This window comes from Streptomyces sp. NPDC090025 (genome assembly GCF_044748125.1).
Lineage (GTDB): Bacteria > Actinomycetota > Actinomycetes > Streptomycetales > Streptomycetaceae > Streptomyces.
Genome location: NZ_JBIVFL010000002.1, coordinates 494,537 through 513,276 on the forward strand (window position 1 = coordinate 494,537; position 18,740 = coordinate 513,276).

Below are 18,740 nucleotides of genomic sequence, written 5' to 3' on the forward strand. Positions count from 1 at the left end.
ATCCGGAGAAACCGTGGTTTGGCCCGGCCGGAAAAACCCGGTAGTGGAGTGCTACCCGGCCGCGCAGCGTGGACAGCGCGGGAACGGCGGCGCCAGCAACTGCAGAGCACGAGCAGCTTGTTGGGGGACGACGCCGTTGCCGAGCGCGGTGAGCTGCGCAGGCCGTCCGAGACCCGGGGTGGCGGTGACCCAGCCGGCGTCGAGGCCCTGCATCCACTCGACGAAGTCGGCCCGCAGCCGACCGGCCGCATCGGTGGGCGCCGGCGCGGGACGGGTGAGCCTCTCCCATCGGGTGATGGCGGCGGCGTAGGGTCCCCACTGCCCGTCTCCTCCCGGGCTTCGGGGCCCGTCTCCGCCCACAGCGGCAGGACCGTCGCCGGCAGGGGAGGGCGCCGATTCCTGCCCGAGCGGGTGCTCGCGTTTCCGGTCCGCCGGGCGGGGGAGAGCGAGGCCGCCGCACTGGGCAGGGTCATGTCCCCGTTCCCGTGCCGCTGGTTGGGCGAGCCCTTGATCCCGTCCGACGCCTTCGGGGTCGGCAGGAGCCACTCGACCTCGTCCGCCAGGTTCGGACCGTGCCCCCCGCTCTTCCTCTTGGCCGGGTGCTGGGAGCCGCCGTTCTTCCCGATGTTGCTGGTCGGCGTCTTGAGCAGGGTCTCCGGCGGGCCAGGCCGCCAGGAAGGTCCGCTCGCGACGGTGCGGGGCTCCGACGTCGGAGGCGCGAAGCACGAGCCACCGCGCGTCGTACCGGAGGTCGGCCAGGGATCCGAGTACGGCACCGAGTGCCCGCAGAGGAGGCTGACCTGCGGTGTCTCCCAGACACCACGGGCAGGGTTCCACGTCGCCAGGGGAACCGGCGGGGGAGGTGAGGAGGCCGCGCACATTCTCGATCACTACCAAGCAGGGTCGGAGGGCCTCGACCGCACGGGCGACGTGCAGCCACAGCCCCGAGCGGGTGTGGGAGTTGAGTCCGGCCCGGCGGCCGGCGACCGAGACGTCTTTGACAGGGGAAGCCGGCCGTCAGGACGCACACCCGGGGGACGGCGGACCAGTCGACGGTCGTGATGTCGCCCAGGTTGGGGACGCCGGGCCAGTGACGGGCCAGGATGCGCGAGGCGTTCGGATCAACCTCCGCGTGCCAGGCCAGGGTGCCTCCGAGAGCGGACTGCACCCCCAGGTCGAGGCCGCCGTACCCGGAGCACAGCGACCCGATCAGCGGGTGGTGGGAGAGGGCGGAGGGCATGTCACCGGCCCCGTACGGTCCGGGCTGCGGGAGCCGGCGCCGACGGAGCGAGGGAAGCTGGTGCGGCCCCGTACACGGGGGTGGTGGTCCGGGTGAGAGCGGCCCGGAGCCGGGAGGACGGTGGCGAGACCGTGGTCGAGGCGGCGTGCAGGGAGTCGGCCGCCTCCCGCAGGGCCGTGTCCGCCGTTTCGAGCCGGTCGTCGATCACCAACCCCGCAGCCTCACGGGCGTCCCGGGCGTCGGGCTCCTCGTGCAGGTGCTCGGTCTGCTCCAGGAAGGCGAGCTGCTGGCCCACCTCTCCGAGAGCGGTTGCAGCCTCACCGGCGTACCGGACGGCGGCGGAGAAACCGGAGACGGCCGGGGTGGTGCGGGAGCCGGCCTCCTTGTTGACGGTGCGGAAGAGGACCTCGTCGCCCAGCTTGGTGATCAGCTTGCCGAGTTCGGAGATCTGCTGGGCGACAACGATGCTTCCGGGGAGGCGGTGGGGGTCGCCGGGGACCGGGAGCTTGCCGCGCTGGGCGTCGAAGGACGAGGCCATGGCGCGTATGGCCAGGGCGTCGGAAAGGGAGTTCGTGGTCACAGTGGATCCCGTCTTTGAGGAGCGGAGTGGTGGAAAGGGGGAGTTAGCTGTGGGTGCGCGAGGGCGGGCGCGCGGCGGTTGGGGCGGGCCTGACGGAGAGCCGGTCTGGTGAAGACGGAGCGGCACGCGGGGTGCTGCGGTTGAGAGCCGCGTGCACCCGCGCCGGTGGTGGCCCGTCCGGAGAAGACGTAGGGGCCGGTGCCGGAGAGGCCGTCCGGCCGTGCGCGGTCTGCCAGCGGGTGCGGACCTCGTCGAGCGGGCCGAGTGCGTGCAGGGCGTGGTTGATCAGCCGCCCCGGAGCCAGGGCCTCGTCCTCGGCCAGCGCCCGGACGGCGCGCGCGGAGGCGGCGGCGGTCCGGGTGAGCGAGGAGCGCATCACCTGCTGGCCGAGCCATTCGGCGTCGCCGGCCCCCACGCCGTCGCAGATGACGGCGAACCGGTCCTTCGACAGCGTGCCGTCGGCCAGCAGGCCGCGCCGCTGGGCCTCCCACAACAGGGTGATCCGGTCGAGGGGTTCGCCGCGGTGGTGCAGCGCCCCGAGGCACCGGTAGAGCTGTCCGTGGACCGGGTCGGCGAAGTCCCCCGGCCGCAGCCAGTCGACCACCTTGCCCATCGCACCCGGTCGCTCGACGAGGAGGGCCAGGAGGAACGCCTCGTCCTCGGCCTGCTCATCGGCCTGCGCCGGCGGAACGGCGGACGGGGGGACGGCCGGCGGGACGGCGGGTGCGACCGGTCGCGGTTCGGTGCCCCACCGCCGGGCGAGATCCGTGAGCACTCCCGCCAGGACGTCCGCGTAGTGCAGCATCCCCTCGACCTCGCCGCGCAGCGTACCCGTGCGCGCCTCCTGGTGAAGCCGGACCGCATGCTCGGTGACGGTGCGATGGATCGCCCCCTCCAGCACCATGCGGCCGTACACCGGAGCATGCCCGGGACGCGGACAGGCCGAGATCAGTACATGGGCGTACGAGGCGGTCAGCCCCCGTACGTGAAGACCGGCCTCGGCGACCGCGTCGGTCACCCACGACAGCGGCACCGGCCGCTCGCCCTCGGCCGCGGGGTGGCCGTCGCCCCGGAGCTTGCGCAGCGCGCCGAACAGGGCCTGGTGGACCGGCCGGTAGAAGTGATCGGGTGCGAGCCACTCCAGGTGCGCGAGCTGGCCCGGATCGAGCAGCACCGCGCCAAGAACCGCCTGCTCGGCGTCCATCAGCGGGTTCATCGCCGGCGGCTTCCCGTACGGGGAACGGACGCGGCGGACGGCTCATCCGGTCGGGCACGCAGAGCGGCGACCGTCCGGTCGGCGGCGGACAGCGCCTCGGCGAAGCCGTTCAGCACGGTGATGAACGCGGGGTCGGAGAGCGGAACCGACCCGGCCTCGCCGACCAGCCACCACCGGCCTGCGCGCAAGACGGCCGGCGACTGGGCCAGCCCGACGGAGGGCGGCGTGGGCGCGCTCATGCCGACACCCCGAAGTCGTCGTGGCCGACGGTCTTCGCTAGGGCCCGCTCGGTGATCGCCTTCGTGGCGCGGGCGGAGGCTGGCCCGACGACCTTGGCGGAGGGCTCCTTGTACCAGGGCCGGATGTTGAGCATGGCGATCCGCAGGCCGGTGGCCAGCAGCAGCACCTTGCCCTTGGGCAGGGCGCGGATCGCGTCCGGGGGCAGGATCCGCTCGGTGCGCATGCTGATCGAGGTGGACTTACCCCCCTCGCTCATCGACACCGAGACGGTCTGGACGTCGTGGTCGCCGACCTGCCTGCTGAGGCGGTCGGCGAAGTCGGCGTCGTCGATGCCCGAGCCGACGATCTTGACGGTGGCGGCGGACCAGAGGGCGTCCATCCCGGCCTCGCCCCAGCACCGCTGGCCCTGCCGGTAGGACTGCAGGATCGTCATCGGGATGACACCCCGGCTACCCAGGTGGCTGTACAAGTCCGGGAGGTCGCTGATGCGGCACACGTTGGCGGCCTCGTCGAGAACGCACAGGGCGGGCGGGTCGAGCCGACCGCCGGAACGCTCGGCGACGATCACGGCCGCGCGCATCACCGCGTCGGCCGCCGCCGCGATGATCGCCGACGCGCTGCCGCCGCCGTCCTTGCTCAGCAGGTACAGCGTGTCGCGGGAGGTGGCGAAGGCGAGTGGCTTGAACTCGGGGAGGTCCTCGCTCGGGGTGACCCAGGCGGCGACATCCGGGTCGAGCAGGCAGCTCGCGTACTGCCGCGCCGTCTCGTAGATACCGTCGCGGGTCTCGGTCGCACCGGAGACGGTGCCCTGGAGCTGGGCGGCGACCGCGTCGTGGCCGGCGTCGGTGAGCAGGTCGACCGGGGTCCGGTCGGCGGGGGAGGCGAGCCAGGCCAGCACGTCGGTGATCGGCCGCCGGTGGCTCGCGGCGGCCAGGAACAGGGCACCGAGCGTGTTGGACGCGGCGGTGGACCAGAAGTCCGAGCCGCTCGACTCGTCCACGCTCGCCGCGACGAAGTGCCCCGCCAGCCGCTTCGCCCCGGCCAGATCGCGGGCGTCGGCCAGGATGTCCCACCACATCTCCCGCGGATGGTGGGCGATCTGCTGCGGGTCGAGCGTCCAGACCGTGCCGACCTCGGCGCGGGCGTCCACCGTCGCGGTGAACGCGTCGTTCGCCGCCTTGTTGGAGGTGAGCAGGACCGGGCCGGGGGCCGCGAGGATCGCGGGGATTGCCAGGCCGGACGTCTTGCCGGAACGCGGGGCCATGATCGCGACGATCACGTCCTCCCACGAGGCCCGGACCTCGGCCCGGCCCGGGTCGAGGGTGCCGAGCAGGATGCCGCGGTCGGCGGGAGCGACCTCCTTGTCGTCCCGGTCGCCGAGGGACGGCCGCAGGCTCTTGGCCTTGGTGGTGATCTCCTTGTCCAGCAGTGGCGCCAGGTCGCCTTTGAGGGCGAGACCGGTCTTGGCGCCGGCACGTCGGCGGAGCCACAGCACCAGGCCGGTGGTGAGCAGGGCCAGGGTGAGCAGGGCGGGAACGACGCGGGCGCCGGCCAGCAGCGCGGTGGTGCTCAAGGCTGGCCACAGCATGTCCGGGTGGAGCAGGGCGTCGGTGGCACGGAACGGGGCCCACGGGCCGCTTCCGACCAGGGCGTTGGTGAGGTTGCCGGTCAGCCAGGCCAGCGAGCCGAAGGCCATGGCGGCGCCGAGGACGCCGAACAGGACGTAGAGGAGCACGTCGGAGCCGGTGGTCGTCGACGGCGCGCTGGTGCGCGGGGAAGGCACGGGTGGTTCCTTGGGGTGCGAGCGGGCGGGGGCGGGGCGCGCTCGGCTCTCGTGCAGGTCACGGGACTACTCCTTCCGGATTGGGCGGGAACGTTTCAGCGGGTACGAGGGGAGGTGCGGCCCGCGGACGGAGGCGATGCAGCGGGCGGCGGGGTACTGGTGCCGGGGCGGGTCTTGGCCGCGACGGGCGAGGTCTGGCGGGCGGCGGCCTGGCGCCGGGCGTCGGTGTCGACGGTCTAGCCGACGTAGCCGACGGCCAGGCCCGGGTCGATCGCGACCCGGTGCCCCAGGTCGGTCAGCTGGCTCGCGGCAGCGGAAGCTGCCAGCTGCCGGTCCGGGCCGGTGATGTGCGATGCGAGGCTGTAGGAGGCGGGGTTGCCCGGGTCGGCCGGGGCGGTGAACCCGCAGGAGCGCAGGACGCGGTGGGCCGATTCGGGCAGGTCGGTGCGTCCGTCGGCCCAGACCAGGCCGTCGGCCCAGGTGTAGATCTCGACGTCGGTGCCGTAGGTGTCGGCCAAGTTGCCCATCGGGGATCCTTCCGCAGAACGGGGCGGGGTAAGGGGAGCAGCGGAGGGCGCTGGTGTCGAAGAAGTGCTCGCGGAGATCCTGCGGTCCGGCTCCGGTTCCGGGATATGGGCAGGGGGAGATGGGGCGTCCGGGCCGGCACCGAGAGCGTCGTCGAGCAGTTCCCGCGTCCGAAGGACGCTGATCATCTTGTGGTGCCGGGGATCTGTGCGCTCAGCCGGGCACGCGGCGACGCCGTCTTCCGCCGCCTCCAGCTGTTCCCGCACGTCTTCGAGCAGGCCGTGGGCGGCGGCCAGCCGGGTCCAGGTCTCCATGGCGGGGTTGTGGTGCGGGTCGTCGAAGGCCAGGCGGACGCGGACCCAGTCGGCGGCAGCGGCGACGAGTTCCGTCAGCTGGGGCAGCGCGCCGACGAGCGCGCCGTTGACCTCTTCGATGATCCCGGCCACCTCGTCGGGCGAGGCGCCCTCGGTGAGCCGGGCGATCATCCCCGGCACGGAGTACGGGTCGGCGGCGGCCGACGGAAGGCGACGGACCTGAAGGGGTGGATCGTCGATGGGCCTCCGGCCGCTGTGAGCGAGCCGGATGTTGTGCTGCATCGCGGCGCCGATCGCCTCGCCGATGCTGGAGTAGTACTCGGGCACGGGTCCTCCTGAAGGGTGGTGCTGACGGGCCGGGCCGGGTGGGAGCACGCGCTCCCACCCGAGGAGACGAGTCCGGTCTCGTGGCGGAGGAATGCGGCCGGCGGAAGACGCGGCGGAAGAGAACATCCCGATTACCGCCGGGGGCCGGAGAGGTGCGACGGACGGGCGGGCGAACGGGGTTCCGCGACATCGCTACCGAAGGCCACGGTGGCGACGTCGGCCTTGGCCGCCGCGGGTGAGACAGCCAGCGCCGCGCTCCGGGAGGCGGACGGGGTCGAGGAGCGCGTCGCCGACGCGGCCTCGGACCGGGACGGTCCACCGACACGACGCAGATCGTCCTCCGAGTCGACGAGCTCCGACTGTGCCGAGACGACGAAGTCCGCCGCGAAGCCGAACCGGTCGGCCAGCCGGTACGCCTCGTCGTCGAGGTCGTTGATGTGCTCGCCGGCGGCCTCCAGTGCTTCCCGGACGCGCTCCAGGGCCCCGTGCTCGGGGTGGAGAAGCTGATCGACCGCTCGCAGAAGGCCCTCGCCGTTCTCGGCCGTCCTGATCTCGTCGGTGATCTGGAGAAGCGCGGCGCCGGCGGCGTAGGACTCAAGGAGGTTCGTCAGGGTACTCATCCGGGCCTCGTCCAGAGAGGGTGCGAGGTCGACGTCGTAGCGGGCGGCGCGGAGCATGTCGGCGGCGTGGCCGGCGATGGCGACCTGGTCGGCGACCGGCATGGTGGTGGGAAGCCGGTGGCGCCGGCCGTGCCAGTCCTGGATCTGCTGGAAGCCGGCGTGCTTGAGGAGCATCGCGGACAGGTCGTCGGCGGCACCCCTGGCCACGACGCTGCCGCTGAACTCGGAGGAGATGGTGATCGAAGGGGTGGGCACACGGGCTCCTGGGCGTGGGGAATCGGATCGACAGGGGAGAGGATCCGCAGAATCCGTGATTTGGCCCGGCCGGGGATCGCTGATAGAGACCGAGAGCCGCACCGGGGCCTCCCTCGGGCGATGGGAAGCGAGAGACCGGTGCCCCGTCGCAGCGGGGCACCGGACGGCTAGAAGTAAGGGTTCTCGGTGGGGCGGTCGGCGTCGGTGGCGGCCTGGAGCAGCTCGGGGAGGTCGTCGGGCTCGGAGGGGCGCTGGTCGATCCACCAGCCGGCGCGGGTGATCGTGCGTGCGGACTCCTCGATGGCCTCCCAGTCGACCTCGCTGGTGTCGCCTTCGACGACCAGGGCGGTGTAGGCGGCGGCCAGGATCTGGTGGCGGCAGCGCACGCCCCAGGAGACGGCCCGTTCGGTTCCCTCCAGCGGAGGCATCCGGTACTGCTGCGACCAGGCTTCGGACTCGGCCTGCTCGTCAGCCCGCTTGGTCTCCAACCAGGCTGCCTTGTCCTGCTCGTTGGCTTCCTTGGAGGCACGCCAGCAGGCGGTGCACTCCTGTGTGGCGAGCCACTCGGCGAAGCCCGCGCGACGGTCGGCCGGCCGACCGGACAGGTCACGGTCGGAGTGATGGCCGCAGGAGTGATCGATCGGCCAGATGGTCTTCACAGCCATGGGGCTTATTCCTTAGGGGAGTTGGGTCATCGGTTGCGGGAGAAGGCGATGCGCGGATCGACAGGCTGGGCCGCCGTGACGGGGGTGGCGGGCGCGGCCACCGGTCGCTTGCCCGGGAGGCCGGCGACGGCTGGACTGGAGGCGAGCGCGGCGGCGCTGATCGGAGAACGGCGGGCGCCGGCACTTTGGTCGCGGTCCGAGGCCGGGGCGGGTGCGGCGCGGCGGTTCGCGAGCTCTTGGGCGAGGCGGGGGTGCACCGCGACCCGGACATCCGATCGGTACAGGTCCAGCGTGGCGCCGGCGACCTTCCCCAGGGCCTCGTCTCGGCTGGTGGAGGCGGGCAGTGTGTAGATGTCCAGGCTGGGGTCGTGCCGCCAGCCGTGGTCGAGCAGGGCGAGTCCGGTGAGTCCGGAGGCGTGATCGTCGAGGGCCGCGACGATGCCGAGCTGCGGATGCTCGGCGAAGGCGACCTCGGGCTCGCCGAGCGGGACTCGGCTCGGGACGGGGCGAGGCCCGCGTGAGAGGGAGGGCTCGAACACGGCGTCCGCGTCGACCCGGAAGTCGGCGTTGCGCAGCAGGGCGACGGCCCGGGTGGCGCGGCCCTGCCCGTTACGGTGCTGGTCGGTCAGGGCGTACAGGGTTGGCTCGCCCGGGACGGGGCGGAAGTCGAGCCGTTCCAGCATCCAGGTGCCGGCGGGGAGGTTCTTGGGGTTCGCGGCGACGATGCCGTGATCGGGGTGGCGGCCGACGGTGACGTCGGCGAGCAGTTCTTCGGCGGAGTTGGGCAACACGGCTGATCCATCCGGTGCGGGCTCGATGGCGGGAGAGAGCGAGGGCCGGAACGGTTCTGCTGGTGTGAGGCATACGGCGTGCTCCGAGACGGGAAGAGGTCAGCGACCAGGGGTGGTGGACGAGCGCGCGGGTGGCAGCGCGGCGCGAGCGGGTGATTCCGGCGCCAGAGGTGTGCGGACCGTGCGCGATCCGGCCGACGGGGACGGTGAGAGAGCAGCGCTCACCCGGGGTGGAACGGTCTCGGCGGCGTGCTCCTGTGAGGAGCGGTACTGCTCGGGGCGCGGCGGTACGCCGAGCTGGTCCAGGCGTGCGTCGACGGCGGCGAGCAGGCTTGAGACGCTGCCGCCGTGCCGGGCGTCCGGACCGTCGGGCTCGGAGTCGTAGATCACCTCGTACACCGGGGGTCCGACCTCCCGGTGGCGGACCACTGTCCAGCTCTCGGGGAAGTCGGGGTTCTCGGAAGGCGGTTCCTGCGGCGGAGAGATGATCATCGAACTGTCGTCGGGGAGGGCGATGTCGACGACGTAGTCGCTCAGGCCGTACTCGACGGTGACCTCAAGACCCCTCTGGCGGAGGGGACCGGTGAGGTAGCCGTACCCGCGATCCCGCTTCGGATCCGCGTCGACGAGGGGCGAGAAGGAGCTGGTCCGTGCGGTGACCAGGGGGTGGTCTGGGTTCATGGGTCTTCTCCGTGGTGAGACGTCCCGGCGGCTGGTGCTGCGGTGAGCGCAGACCGGACCGTGTGGGGCGGGCGGTGGTGCACGAGGATCTGGTGATCGGGCGGTTTGGTCCGGCCGTGACTCGGTGCTACGGGTGTCAGCGGGAGCGGCCCGGGACCGGTGCGCCGGGTGTCGGCGGCGCTGGGGGCGAGGCGGGCAGGGTTCCGCGAAGGCCGGAGGCGGAGCGGGCGAGAGCCGCCCGCGCCCGCGTCGTGTACGCGGAGTGCTCGGCGTCCGCCCGGCGGGCCAGGTGGTCGGCGGCCCGGACGAGGGCGGGTCCGCGGATGGCCAGCTCGTCGGCGTAGTGCCAGCCGTCGGCGTTCCGTTCTTCCTTCGCCTGGTCCTCGTAGAGCTTCCGTGAACCGGGCATGGAGGCGTCCATGAGGGCCAGGATCTGGTCCCACTCGTGCTGGAGCTGGCCCGCGTGTTCCAGGGTGGCGTCGATGCCGCGCAGCCAGCGGAGGTCTTCGCTGAGGGGTCCCTCGGCGTAGTCGGCGCTCCGGGCGGTCGCGCGGACGCCGGCCAGGACCTCGGGGCCGTGGTCGAGGAAGATCTCGACGTGCCGCCACGCCTCGGCGTCGCGCTTCACCTTGCCGTCCTCGTACCCCTGCTCGTCGACGGGCCAGCCGTCGGTGTCGCAGAAGGAGTCCGAGACCGCGTCCCAGGCGTGGGACGCCTCCCGGATCCCGGCGACGGCAGCAGTCAGCGCCGGGATGTGCTTCCGCCACGCCAGGTCCTCGGTGGCCGCCGGCGGGTTCTCGGTAGGGGCGGGAGAACTGGGGGAAACGGACATGATCGTTCCTCCGGCCATGGTCTAGGCCGCCATCCGGGCGTCGGTGTCGAACAGTTCGCGTTCGGCCGGATGCAGGATGTGCTGCGTGATGAAGGACCGGCCCGCGACCTTCCACAGGCCCCGGCCCTTGGTCAGCGCGGATACTGCCTGGGTCTCGACTCCGGTCAGGCCGAGCAGGGACGCGGCGGCGTCGAGCTGGTCGGGCTCCTGCCGGTAGATGATGCGCGTGGAGCAGTCGGCCAGGAGGCCCTCGGCCAGGACCCGGCCGCGCGAGCCCGCGTCGCCCGCCGAGAGTAGGTCGCTGAGCCGGTGGATGACCATCAGGTTCGCGATGCCGAGACCACGGCTCAGCTTCCACTGGGACTGCATCCGCTCCAGCAGGCCGACGTGTCGCATCACCCGCCACGCCTCGTCGTAGATCACCCAGCGCCGGCCGCCGGCGGGGTCGGCGAGGGCGGACTCCATCCACGCGCTCGCGCACGTCATGGCGAGGACCAGAGCGGTGTCGTCGCCGGCGCCGCCGAGGCGGGAGAGGTCGATGGACAGCATCGGCGCGGTCGGGTCGAACGCGACCGTCGAAGGAGCGTCGAACATGCCGCTCAGGTCGCCGTGGACGAGACGGCGCAGGGCGTGCGCGACGTCCTGGGCGGCCGTCCCCAGGTGCCCGGAGGAGTTACCGAGGGCCTGGTCGAGGAGCTGGGGCGAGCCGAGGACGTAGGCAATCTCGCCGAGCAGCGGCACCGTGCCACGAGCGGCGGCCTCGGCGACGACCAGGTCGAGGGCGAGGTCCAGGGCGGTGTGCTCCATCGGCAGCAGATCGCGCTTCAGGACGGTGCGCGCCAGGCCGGCCAGGAGCAGCAGGCGCCGCTTTCGGACCTCGCTCGCCCAGTCGTCCTCGCTGACCGAGGCTGGCCGGGCCGGGGCGTCCAGCGGGTTCAGCCTGCCCGGCAGGCCGGGGCCCAGCGCGATGCTGTAGCCGCCGAGGGCCTGCGCGACGCCGGTCCACTCGCCCTTCGGATCACAGGGGATGTAGATCCGGTAGCCGTGGGCGATCGACCGGGTGGCGATGGACTTCGCCAGCGCGGACTTGCCCATGCCGATGATCCCCGCCAGGACGGCGTTGGGGTTCGTGAAGCCCTCGATCCGGCCGCTGCCGTACAGCGAGAACGGGTCGAAGCAGAAGGCGGCCTCGGCGTGGACGTCGCGGCCGATGAAGACGCCCTCCGCCCCCAGGCCGCCCTCGGCGACGAACGGATAGGCGCCGGAGGCGGTGGCGGTGGTCATCCGATGAGCGGGCAGGCGGAGCTTGCCGCCGCGGGCCGAGGCCGGTCCGGGCCGCCCGGCCGGCGGGTAGACCGGCCGCAGTTCCGGATCGGCGGTCTCCTGGGCACGGTGCCTCGGGGGCGCTTCGGCGCGGCGGGCCTGGCGGTGGGCGTCGGCGAAGCCGGCTCGGGCGGCCCGTCGCTGGGTACGCGATGCCTTGTGGGGCACGAACAGGTGGGAGGCGCTGGCGCGGGTACGGGGCATGAACGTTTCTCCGAACGGGGGTATAGCGGGTCAGCGGCGGGTGAGGCCGGTGAACGGGGAGTGCAGGTCGGCCGGGGTCGTCCGGCGGCGTACCAGTCGTGCGGTGCGCTGATGGCGCTGGCAGACGGTCAGCTCCGGCGCCCCTTCGGGCAGGCCGGTCCGGCACGCCTCGCGCTCGGGCACCTCGCCGGAGTCCGGGCGGGGCGCTGCGTGGTAGGCGGCGTGGAGGTGGTCGGCGGCCTGCCAGATCCGGGTGCGGGCGGCCCGCAGGTGGTCGCCCTCCGCCGGCAGGAGCCGGCCGACGCGGACGGCGTGGGCATCGAGCAGCCCGTACAGCGAGAGGAGATGGGAGTGAAGGGCGTCCAGCTCGGCGCGGGTGGTGACGAGCGGGCCGCCGGGGAGGTTGAGCGCGCGGTGGAAGTCGAGCGCGGCGGTGGCGAAGGGCACGAAGTCCTGCGCGGTGGTGCTGGGGGTGCGGGACACGGGAGTGCTCTTTCAGCGAGGGGGAGTGCCGGGGCTACGCGGCGAGGGCGAGTGGCAGGGCGGCGGCGGTGAACGCCTCGGCCTGCTGCCAGGTCAGGGGCCGGAGGTCGAGCTGGGCGCCGACGGCGGCGGTCTCCACGACCGCGCACGCGGACCGCAGCTCGTCCTCGGAGTCGGCCGAGACGGTCAGCAGACCGGTCAGGGCGACGTCTGCGTGGCCGGCGATGAGCTGGCGCTCGCGTGCCTTGATGTCCTGGTACTCGATCGAGTCCGCCTCGGAGTCGACCTGCCCGCGCCGGGCGCGCTCGGCGGCATCGGCGATGACCGACGCCTTCTTGCGCTGGACGTCGCGCAGGGCGGCGTCCAGTCCCTTCGGTTCGTAGGAGAGTGAGAGCGTGCGCCGGACGCCGCCCGTGAACAGGAGCTGGTGCAGGAAGCCGGCGCTGGTTTCGGTCCTCGGCCAGTTCTCCACCCAGTACGTGGCGTGGACGGCGGAGTCGGTCGCGATGTGGTCCGCCTTCTCCACGACCACCACCGGACCGGCGGCGGCAGCGTCGGTCTCGGGACGGCCGGTGGCCGACCACCGGTCCAGCGCCGTGAGCGCCTTGGGGTCGTAGGCGGTGCGGACGACGGCCGCGATCTCGCGGGCGGTGAGCCAGCCGGCCGGGTTGAGGCCGGCGGTCCGCGCGGCCTGCTCGAAGGTCGAGGTCAGCTGGGCCAGGACGCTGAAGGCCCCGGTCAGGCCGCCGCCGGCCTGGTTGATCAGCCGGCGTGCGGCCTTGGTGTCCAGCGACAGCGCGACGTACGCCTCGTGCGGGGCGGCGGCCGGGCCGGCGCTCTGGATCAACTCGTTGTAGATCGCGCCGGCCACCGGGACGTCGGGGCGGCCGTGCTCCTCCCAGTAGCGGCGCAGGCTGTCACCGGAGTCCGGAACGGTGCGCTCGATCACCTGGATGCGGGCGATCTGCCCGGTTCGGGCGAGCGCGGCCAGGGCCCGTCCCCAGCCCGAGACGTTGGCGTGCTGGGTGCCTGGGTCGAGCAGGGCGTAGGCGCGGGAGGAGACCTTCACCACGGCCGTCAGCGTGCCGCTGTGGGGGTCGTGGACCGCGCCGTATCGGCCGTCGGGGGCGGTGGCCACGCGCAGGCTGGCGGCGGTGCCGGGCAGGTGGAGCAGTCCCTCGCGGGTCGGCCGCCGGGAGGGCCGGGTGAGCCAGACAAGCTGGCCGCGCATCCGGCGCAGGGCGTACCGGACGACGACCGGGGTCCAGTCGGCCAGGGCACGGCCCCGGTGGCGGACGAAGACGAACAGGGCGATGACGGCCCACAGGGGGATGAGCACGAGGGCCCCGACCACGCCGCGGGCGAGGATCACGGCGAGCAGGAGAAGGCCGGTGAGTCCGGCGGCGAGGAGCTGCGGGGCGGTCAGGCCGAGCAGGACGCCGCGCCTGCTGCGGTGGGGGAACTTCACGGTGGCCGAGGGGACTTCGGCCTGGTGCTTACCGGACATGAGGATTCCAGACGGTGGAGGCGAACGAGGGACGGAGCGGGCGGCGCTCTTCTGGAGGACACGGCGGGGCTCCTTCGACGGTCGAATCGGGAGGGGGCGGGCTGCGGAGGGGCAGCCCGCCCCCGGTGGGGAAGGGTCAGGAACCCTCGGGCGGCTGGGTGGGGAACACCCAGGTCGTCGGCGTCGGCGAGCCGGTGGCTGCCGCCGAGGGCCCGGCGGGCGGCGTGGTGCCGATGTGGCTCACGCCGCTGCCCGGAGCCGACGTGCTGATGGGGTGCCCGGAGCTGCCGCTGACGGCCTGGACACCCGGCTGGGAACCTTCCGTTTCCTCTTCGCCGGGCCGGGTGATGAGCGGCGGGATGCCGGGGCGCTGGATCAGGGCCCGGCCCTTGTCGCCGGTCGCGTTCGGGTCCTCGCCGTACCGGAAGCGGGTCTGCGGCTTGGGCGGGCCGGCGTCGATGCCCTCCTTGCTGACGTTGCCGCCGGCGGGGTTGATGCCGGAGGCGACACCGTCGGCGCCCGCGCCGGGAACCTGGCTCGGTCCCTGGGGGGCGGGGGTTCCGGTCCCGACGCGCATCGCCAGGCTGCCGGCGGTCTTCGCCGCGCCGGTGGCGATGGCCATGCCCGCGGCGCCGGTGCGGTGCAGGTCGTCGTGGCCGCCGCCGTCACTCGCCCAGTGCACGAACTTGTACGTCGCATACGGGCAGAGCAGCACCAGGACCATAACGACGATGCCGGCCATCGCGTCCGACAGGGCCGACAGCCCGTCGTTGGCGTCGCTCTTGCCCATGGCGGAGACGCCGATCAAGAAGACGATGGTCATCAGGAGTTTCGAGACGATCAGGGTGGCGGTGGCCTCGATCCAGCCCCGGCGCCAGCGCTTGGCGACCTCCCAGCCGCCGCCGGCCCCGGCGAACACGGCGAGGGCGACCATGATCAGGACGCCGACCTTCCGGGCGACCATGACACCCCAGTACAGGAAGGCGCCGATCGCGCACCCGAAGGCGACCAGGGCGGGAACTCCCCAGCCCAGGCCGTACATCGCACCGAGTTGGTTGATCTTCACGACGCGGCGGATCGCGTCGTCGACCGAGGTGTTGGCGGCTTGGAACAGGCCGTCGGACAGGGCGTCGACCACGGTGATGGCGACGGTGGTGAAGGCGATGGCGGAGAAGCTGAACAGGACGCCGGTCATGGTGCCGAACGCGGCCTGGGCCAGGGCCCGCTCGTCACGCCGCCAGGCCGCGAACATGAGCTGAATGCAGAAGATGCCGACGGTCAGGGCGAGACCGATGGGCAGCAGAAGCTGGTAGTTGTCCCGGAACCAGCCGGCGTTGAGGTCGATGGCGGTCGTCTCGTTGACGGCCTTGGCGGCGAGGTCCGCCGCGCTGGCCGCCAGTTCGCCGGCCGACTTCGCGATCCACGCGCCGATGCCGTCGGTGACGGCCCCGGCCGGGTTGGTGGCGAAGTCGACGGCGGTGCATACCTTGTCCATCATCGGAAGGCCGCAGACGTCCACGGGAGTACCTCCTTTCGTGAGCGGGGGTCAGGGTGCGACGGACGGCATGACGCCGGCCAGGGCGCAGGGCTGGCCGGGGCGGCACTGGACCGCGAGGGTGGTGGAGCGGCTCTCCGCGCCGCCGGCGGGCGAGCCCTTCCAGGCGATCGTCTGCTTCCCCGAGACCGTGACGGCGTAGATGTACGCCTGGGTGATCGCGCCGGGGTTCTCCTGAAGGGCCTGGGTGAAGGCGTTCGGGAAGTGCCCCTCGTTCACGGTGGCCGTGGCGAACTGGCCGTTGGTGGCCATCTCCTTCCACAGCACCGCCGAGGGGATACCCCGGTCGACGGAGGCCGCGTCGGCGTACTTGGCCTCCGCAGTCAGCCACGCGTGCAGAGCGCGCCTCAGCTCGGCCTGCGGGTACGCGCGGGTGTCGTACGACCACAGCGCCGCTGCGGCTGCCTTCCCGAAGGCGATCGGGTCGGTGGTCCTCGGCGGAACCGGCAGGGAGCGGGGACGGGTGATCACCGTGGGCGGCCCGGACGGCAAGGCGGCCGAGGAGGAAGGCGGGGGCGAACTCGGAGGCGGGGCCGGGGCCTTGGTGGGTGTCCTGCCGTCGCGGGTGAGGTAGGCGGCCAGGCCGGCGAGAGCGACGAGCACCGCCAGGACGACGGTGCCGAGCAGCGCCCGGCGGCGCACGCGAGATGCGCCGCCGGGGTTGGAGGAGTGGGAAGGCATCAGTGGACCTGCGTCCCCAGCGTGCTGAAGAACGCGACCACGCCGTTCGCGGCGCCGAGCAGGAGGGCCGCGCCGGCGGACACCAGGACGCCCTTTTTGCCGTTGGCTTCGGCCTGGTGGCCGCCGGAGTGGTGGCCCCAGGCCCACACGCCCGCGCTGACGGCGAGGGCGCCGACCACGGCGATGAGACCGAAGAGGTTGATGGAGCCCATCACCTGCTTGAGGACGTTCAGGCCCGGCAGCCCGCCCTCGTTCGGCTTGATTCCGGGGTCGTAGGCGAGCTGTATGACCTGTTCGGCGAGGTACATGGGAACTCCAGTTCGAATGAAGGCACGCCGAAGCCCATGAGGGGTGGAGCGGCGGTGCGAGAAAGGGGAGAGGGGGAGAGGCGCCGGTCAGACGACTCGGCGGACCGCGAGAATCCCGGACTTCCAGGCGGCGACGGTCGTGATGCGGACGACGTCGCCGGTGCGCGGTGCGTGCACGACCAGGCCCTGACCGATGGCCATGCCGACGTGCTCGGGGACGGCGGCCGTGCCCTCGGTGAAGATCAGGTCACCCGGCCGAAGGGCATCGGCCGAGACCGGCTTGCCCTCCTTGACCTGCGTGTACGTCGTCCGCGTCAGGGTGACCCCGGCGGCCTTGTACGCCTGCTGCATCAGGGAGGAGCAGTCGCACCGGCGCATCGCCGTGTCACCGTGGGAGTCGGTGCAGGTCCCGCCCCACTGGTACGGCGTGCCGAGCTGGCCGAGCGCCCACCGGATCGCCGTCTGGACCTCCCGCGGAGCGGTGGCGGGGATGCTGTACTCCTTGGGGAGCGCGCCGGCCGGGATGGTGCCGAAGTCGGTTCCGTCCCCGTCGGCGGCGGCACAGCCACCCGTGGCGCCGGGCGCAGGACCGTCTGGAACCGGCGGCGGTGACGCACCACCGCCGCCACCACCGGTTTTCGGCAGCAGGGGCTCGATGGCCTTCTGCAAGGCCGTGGCCAGCGGCTCCCACTTGGCGTACGCCTCGGGGAAGCCCGACCGCTGCACCGCCTGGGCGGCCTGCGTGACGGACAGGGACTGCCAGCCCGAGACCTGCCGGAGTCCCTCGTAGAACTTCGTCGAGGCGTGTACCGGGTCGAGGATCTCGTTCGCCGTGCCCCAGCCCATCGACGGCCGCTGCTGGAACAGTCCCAGCGAGTCGCGGTCGCCCCAGGTCAGGTTCCGCAGGCCGCTCTCCTGCAGGGCGGTGGCCAGGGCCACGACCTGCCCGCGGGCCGGGATGTTCATCGCGACGCCGGTGGCCTGGATCGTCTTGGCGAAGGGGATCTGCTCGGCCGGGTTGTCCAGACCGGGCATGGAGACCGACGCCGTGCCGCCCCCTGCCAGGATGGCCTTCACCTGATCGGCGACCGCCGCGGTGTCCACGGACTGCGCGCCGTCGGTCGGGCAGGCGGCCGAAGCGGTCCCGGCGCCGAAGGCAAGGACCGGCACGACCAGCAGCATCGAGCCCGCCGCGAACAGGTCGACGACGCCCTTGGTGGTCCTCTTCATCGCCGCCGCCGTTCGCCGGGGCGGCGGGGCCGGCCGGGTGACGGCGTCGGGTCGGGGCGCGGGGGTATCAGGACATGCTGCATCGCAGCGGCTCCTCGGTCTTCGTAGGCGACGCGGTGCCGGCTTCTCGTGCAAAGCCGCCGGCACCGCGCCGATGTGCATCCGCCGCTCGGGCGGGCCCGGGGTCAGAGGAGTTAGCAGCTCCCGGACGCCGGTCTCAGGTCACGCGCGGCAGCCAGCCGCGCTCGTAATCTCAGGCGGTACACAAGGGCCTCCGGACGGCATCGGGAAACGCGTGGGCAACGTGCGTTCCTACTGGCTCGATTGGACGAGACAGCACGGATAAGCACAGGTCAGCGGGGGTGGAGTGGGGCTCCTTCCCGGCGACACGGCGAGACAGTAGACCGCGATTCCGGCCGCGCCAAACGACCCCCGGCACCGGCCCCGAGCCGCCGCCGCCTCGTTAGGTCCGGCCGGAATCCACGGCTAACCTCCGGCACAACCCCGCCAGAAGCGAGCGACGTTGAGCGCCGTCCGGCATGGGTTCCACGACCCTCCGCGCCCCCGAAGAGAGGCCCTCCCATGAGCTACACGCTGCACCGAGGCGACGCCCTGACCGTCCTGAAGTCCCTCCCGGACGAGAGCGTCAACGCCGTAATCACCGACCCCCCGTACAACTCCGGCGGCCGGACGAGTTCGGAACGCACCGGACGCACCGCGCGGGCCAAGTACGTCACCAGTAATTCGGCGCACGACCTCGCCAACTTCCCCGGCGAGAACCGTGACCAGCGCTCCTACCGCTCCTGGCTGACCGAACTGCTCACCGAGGCGTACCGGGCCTCCACCGAGCACGCGGTCGCGATGGTCTTCACCGACTGGCGCCAGGAGCCGACCACGACCGACGCCCTGCAGATGGCGGGCTGGACCTGGAGCGGCACCCTTCCGTGGATCAAGCCTGCCAGCCGGCCCCGCAAGGGCGGGCCGAAGCAGGACTCCGAGTTCATCGTCTGGGGCGTCAAGGGATCCCTCGACCACACCCGCGACCTCTACCTCCCCGGGCACTACATCGCCTCCCAGCCCCGCAAGGGCCGGGTCCACATCACCCAGAAGCCCGTCGAGATCATGCGGCAGCTCGTACAGGTCTGCCCCGAGGGCGGCACCGTCCTCGACCCCTTCACCGGCAGCGGCTCCACCGGCGTCGCCGCCCTCCGGGAAGGCCGGAACTTCGTCGGCGTCGAACTCTCCCCGCACTACGCCGACGTCGCCGAACAGCGCCTGCGCGCCGAGCTGGAACAGGACGACTTCACCCTCGCCGGACCGGAGAACTGATCATGAGAAACGAGAAGCCGGGGCCGGCGGACCACAGACGCCGAAGGGCGG

Annotated in this window: 19 protein-coding genes and 1 pseudogene; 1 reads left to right on the forward strand and 19 read right to left on the reverse strand. The window is 72.6% G+C overall.

Features of this window, described 5'->3' with window-relative positions; translation table 11 throughout:
* Nucleotides 1-51: 51 nt before the first annotated feature.
* The 19 genes and pseudogenes from ACIPXM_RS08155 to ACIPXM_RS08245 all read right to left on the reverse strand — a co-directional run bounded on the left by ACIPXM_RS08155 (nucleotide 52) and on the right by ACIPXM_RS08245 (nucleotide 17,360).
* Nucleotides 52-942 carry a DNA cytosine methyltransferase gene (locus ACIPXM_RS08155; protein WP_401653684.1) on the reverse strand — a complete coding sequence of 297 codons (891 nt, stop codon included), beginning with the start codon at nucleotides 940-942 and terminating at the stop codon, nucleotides 52-54.
* Nucleotides 943-1,057: 115 nt separating this feature from the next.
* Nucleotides 1,058-1,240 (reverse strand): annotated as a pseudogene (locus ACIPXM_RS08160) (hypothetical protein); the annotation flags it as partial.
* 1 nt (nucleotide 1,241) lies between these two features.
* Nucleotides 1,242-1,820, reverse strand: coding sequence for a hypothetical protein (locus ACIPXM_RS08165; RefSeq protein WP_401653218.1), 579 nt, complete (start codon nucleotides 1,818-1,820; stop codon nucleotides 1,242-1,244).
* Nucleotides 1,821-1,863: 43 nt separating this feature from the next.
* Nucleotides 1,864-3,036 carry a DnaB-like helicase N-terminal domain-containing protein gene (locus ACIPXM_RS08170; RefSeq protein WP_401653220.1) on the reverse strand — a complete coding sequence of 391 codons (1,173 nt, stop codon included), beginning with the start codon at nucleotides 3,034-3,036 and terminating at the stop codon, nucleotides 1,864-1,866.
* Nucleotides 3,033-3,275 carry a hypothetical protein gene (locus ACIPXM_RS08175; protein WP_367201831.1) on the reverse strand — a complete coding sequence of 81 codons (243 nt, stop codon included), beginning with the start codon at nucleotides 3,273-3,275 and terminating at the stop codon, nucleotides 3,033-3,035. Before ACIPXM_RS08175 ends, ACIPXM_RS08170 begins: the two co-directional genes overlap by 4 nt.
* Entirely contained in the window at nucleotides 3,272-5,059 is a 1,788-nt protein-coding gene (locus ACIPXM_RS08180) for a type IV secretory system conjugative DNA transfer family protein (RefSeq protein ID WP_401653222.1), read from the reverse strand. Before ACIPXM_RS08180 ends, ACIPXM_RS08175 begins: the two co-directional genes overlap by 4 nt.
* Before the next feature lie 236 nt (nucleotides 5,060-5,295).
* Nucleotides 5,296-6,225: a hypothetical protein gene (locus ACIPXM_RS08185; RefSeq protein WP_401653224.1), complete on the reverse strand. Its 930-nt coding sequence runs from the start codon at nucleotides 6,223-6,225 to the stop codon at nucleotides 5,296-5,298.
* Between the two features lie 131 nt (nucleotides 6,226-6,356).
* Nucleotides 6,357-7,100 carry a hypothetical protein gene (locus ACIPXM_RS08190; protein WP_401653226.1) on the reverse strand — a complete coding sequence of 248 codons (744 nt, stop codon included), beginning with the start codon at nucleotides 7,098-7,100 and terminating at the stop codon, nucleotides 6,357-6,359.
* Between the two features lie 167 nt (nucleotides 7,101-7,267).
* Nucleotides 7,268-7,765, reverse strand: coding sequence for a hypothetical protein (locus ACIPXM_RS08195; protein WP_401653228.1), 498 nt, complete (start codon nucleotides 7,763-7,765; stop codon nucleotides 7,268-7,270).
* 26 nt (nucleotides 7,766-7,791) lie between these two features.
* Complete coding sequence (locus ACIPXM_RS08200; RefSeq protein WP_401653230.1) at nucleotides 7,792-8,556, reverse strand: hypothetical protein; 765 nt, start codon at nucleotides 8,554-8,556, stop codon at nucleotides 7,792-7,794.
* Between the two features lie 99 nt (nucleotides 8,557-8,655).
* A complete protein-coding gene (locus ACIPXM_RS08205; protein ID WP_401653232.1) occupies nucleotides 8,656-9,237 on the reverse strand; it encodes a hypothetical protein in 582 nt (193 codons plus the stop codon).
* Between the two features lie 136 nt (nucleotides 9,238-9,373).
* Entirely contained in the window at nucleotides 9,374-10,069 is a 696-nt protein-coding gene (locus ACIPXM_RS08210; RefSeq protein WP_401653234.1) for a hypothetical protein, read from the reverse strand.
* 21 nt (nucleotides 10,070-10,090) lie between these two features.
* Complete coding sequence (locus ACIPXM_RS08215; protein WP_401653236.1) at nucleotides 10,091-11,596, reverse strand: ATP-binding protein; 1,506 nt, start codon at nucleotides 11,594-11,596, stop codon at nucleotides 10,091-10,093.
* Between the two features lie 30 nt (nucleotides 11,597-11,626).
* Nucleotides 11,627-12,079, reverse strand: a complete 453-nt coding sequence (locus ACIPXM_RS08220) for a DUF6238 family protein (protein ID WP_401653237.1) — start codon at nucleotides 12,077-12,079, stop codon at nucleotides 11,627-11,629.
* Between the two features lie 34 nt (nucleotides 12,080-12,113).
* Nucleotides 12,114-13,586 (reverse strand): SCO6880 family protein, encoded by a 1,473-nt coding sequence (locus ACIPXM_RS08225; protein ID WP_401653239.1) that lies wholly within the window; start codon nucleotides 13,584-13,586, stop codon nucleotides 12,114-12,116.
* Nucleotides 13,587-13,722: 136 nt separating this feature from the next.
* Nucleotides 13,723-15,105, reverse strand: a complete 1,383-nt coding sequence (locus ACIPXM_RS08230) for an ATP-binding protein (protein ID WP_401653241.1) — start codon at nucleotides 15,103-15,105, stop codon at nucleotides 13,723-13,725.
* A 27-nt stretch (nucleotides 15,106-15,132) separates the two neighbouring features.
* Nucleotides 15,133-15,822, reverse strand: coding sequence for a hypothetical protein (locus ACIPXM_RS08235; protein WP_401653243.1), 690 nt, complete (start codon nucleotides 15,820-15,822; stop codon nucleotides 15,133-15,135).
* Nucleotides 15,822-16,130: a DUF6112 family protein gene (locus ACIPXM_RS08240; RefSeq protein ID WP_011029048.1), complete on the reverse strand. Its 309-nt coding sequence runs from the start codon at nucleotides 16,128-16,130 to the stop codon at nucleotides 15,822-15,824. The genes ACIPXM_RS08235 and ACIPXM_RS08240 overlap by 1 nt, the downstream gene beginning before the upstream one ends.
* Before the next feature lie 87 nt (nucleotides 16,131-16,217).
* Entirely contained in the window at nucleotides 16,218-17,360 is a 1,143-nt protein-coding gene (locus ACIPXM_RS08245) for a C40 family peptidase (RefSeq protein WP_401653246.1), read from the reverse strand.
* Between the two features lie 582 nt (nucleotides 17,361-17,942).
* On the opposite strand from ACIPXM_RS08245, the gene ACIPXM_RS08250 reads away from it, so the two are divergent.
* Nucleotides 17,943-18,689: a DNA-methyltransferase gene (locus ACIPXM_RS08250; protein ID WP_401653248.1), complete on the forward strand. Its 747-nt coding sequence runs from the start codon at nucleotides 17,943-17,945 to the stop codon at nucleotides 18,687-18,689.
* The last annotated feature ends 51 nt before the right edge of the window (nucleotides 18,690-18,740 follow it).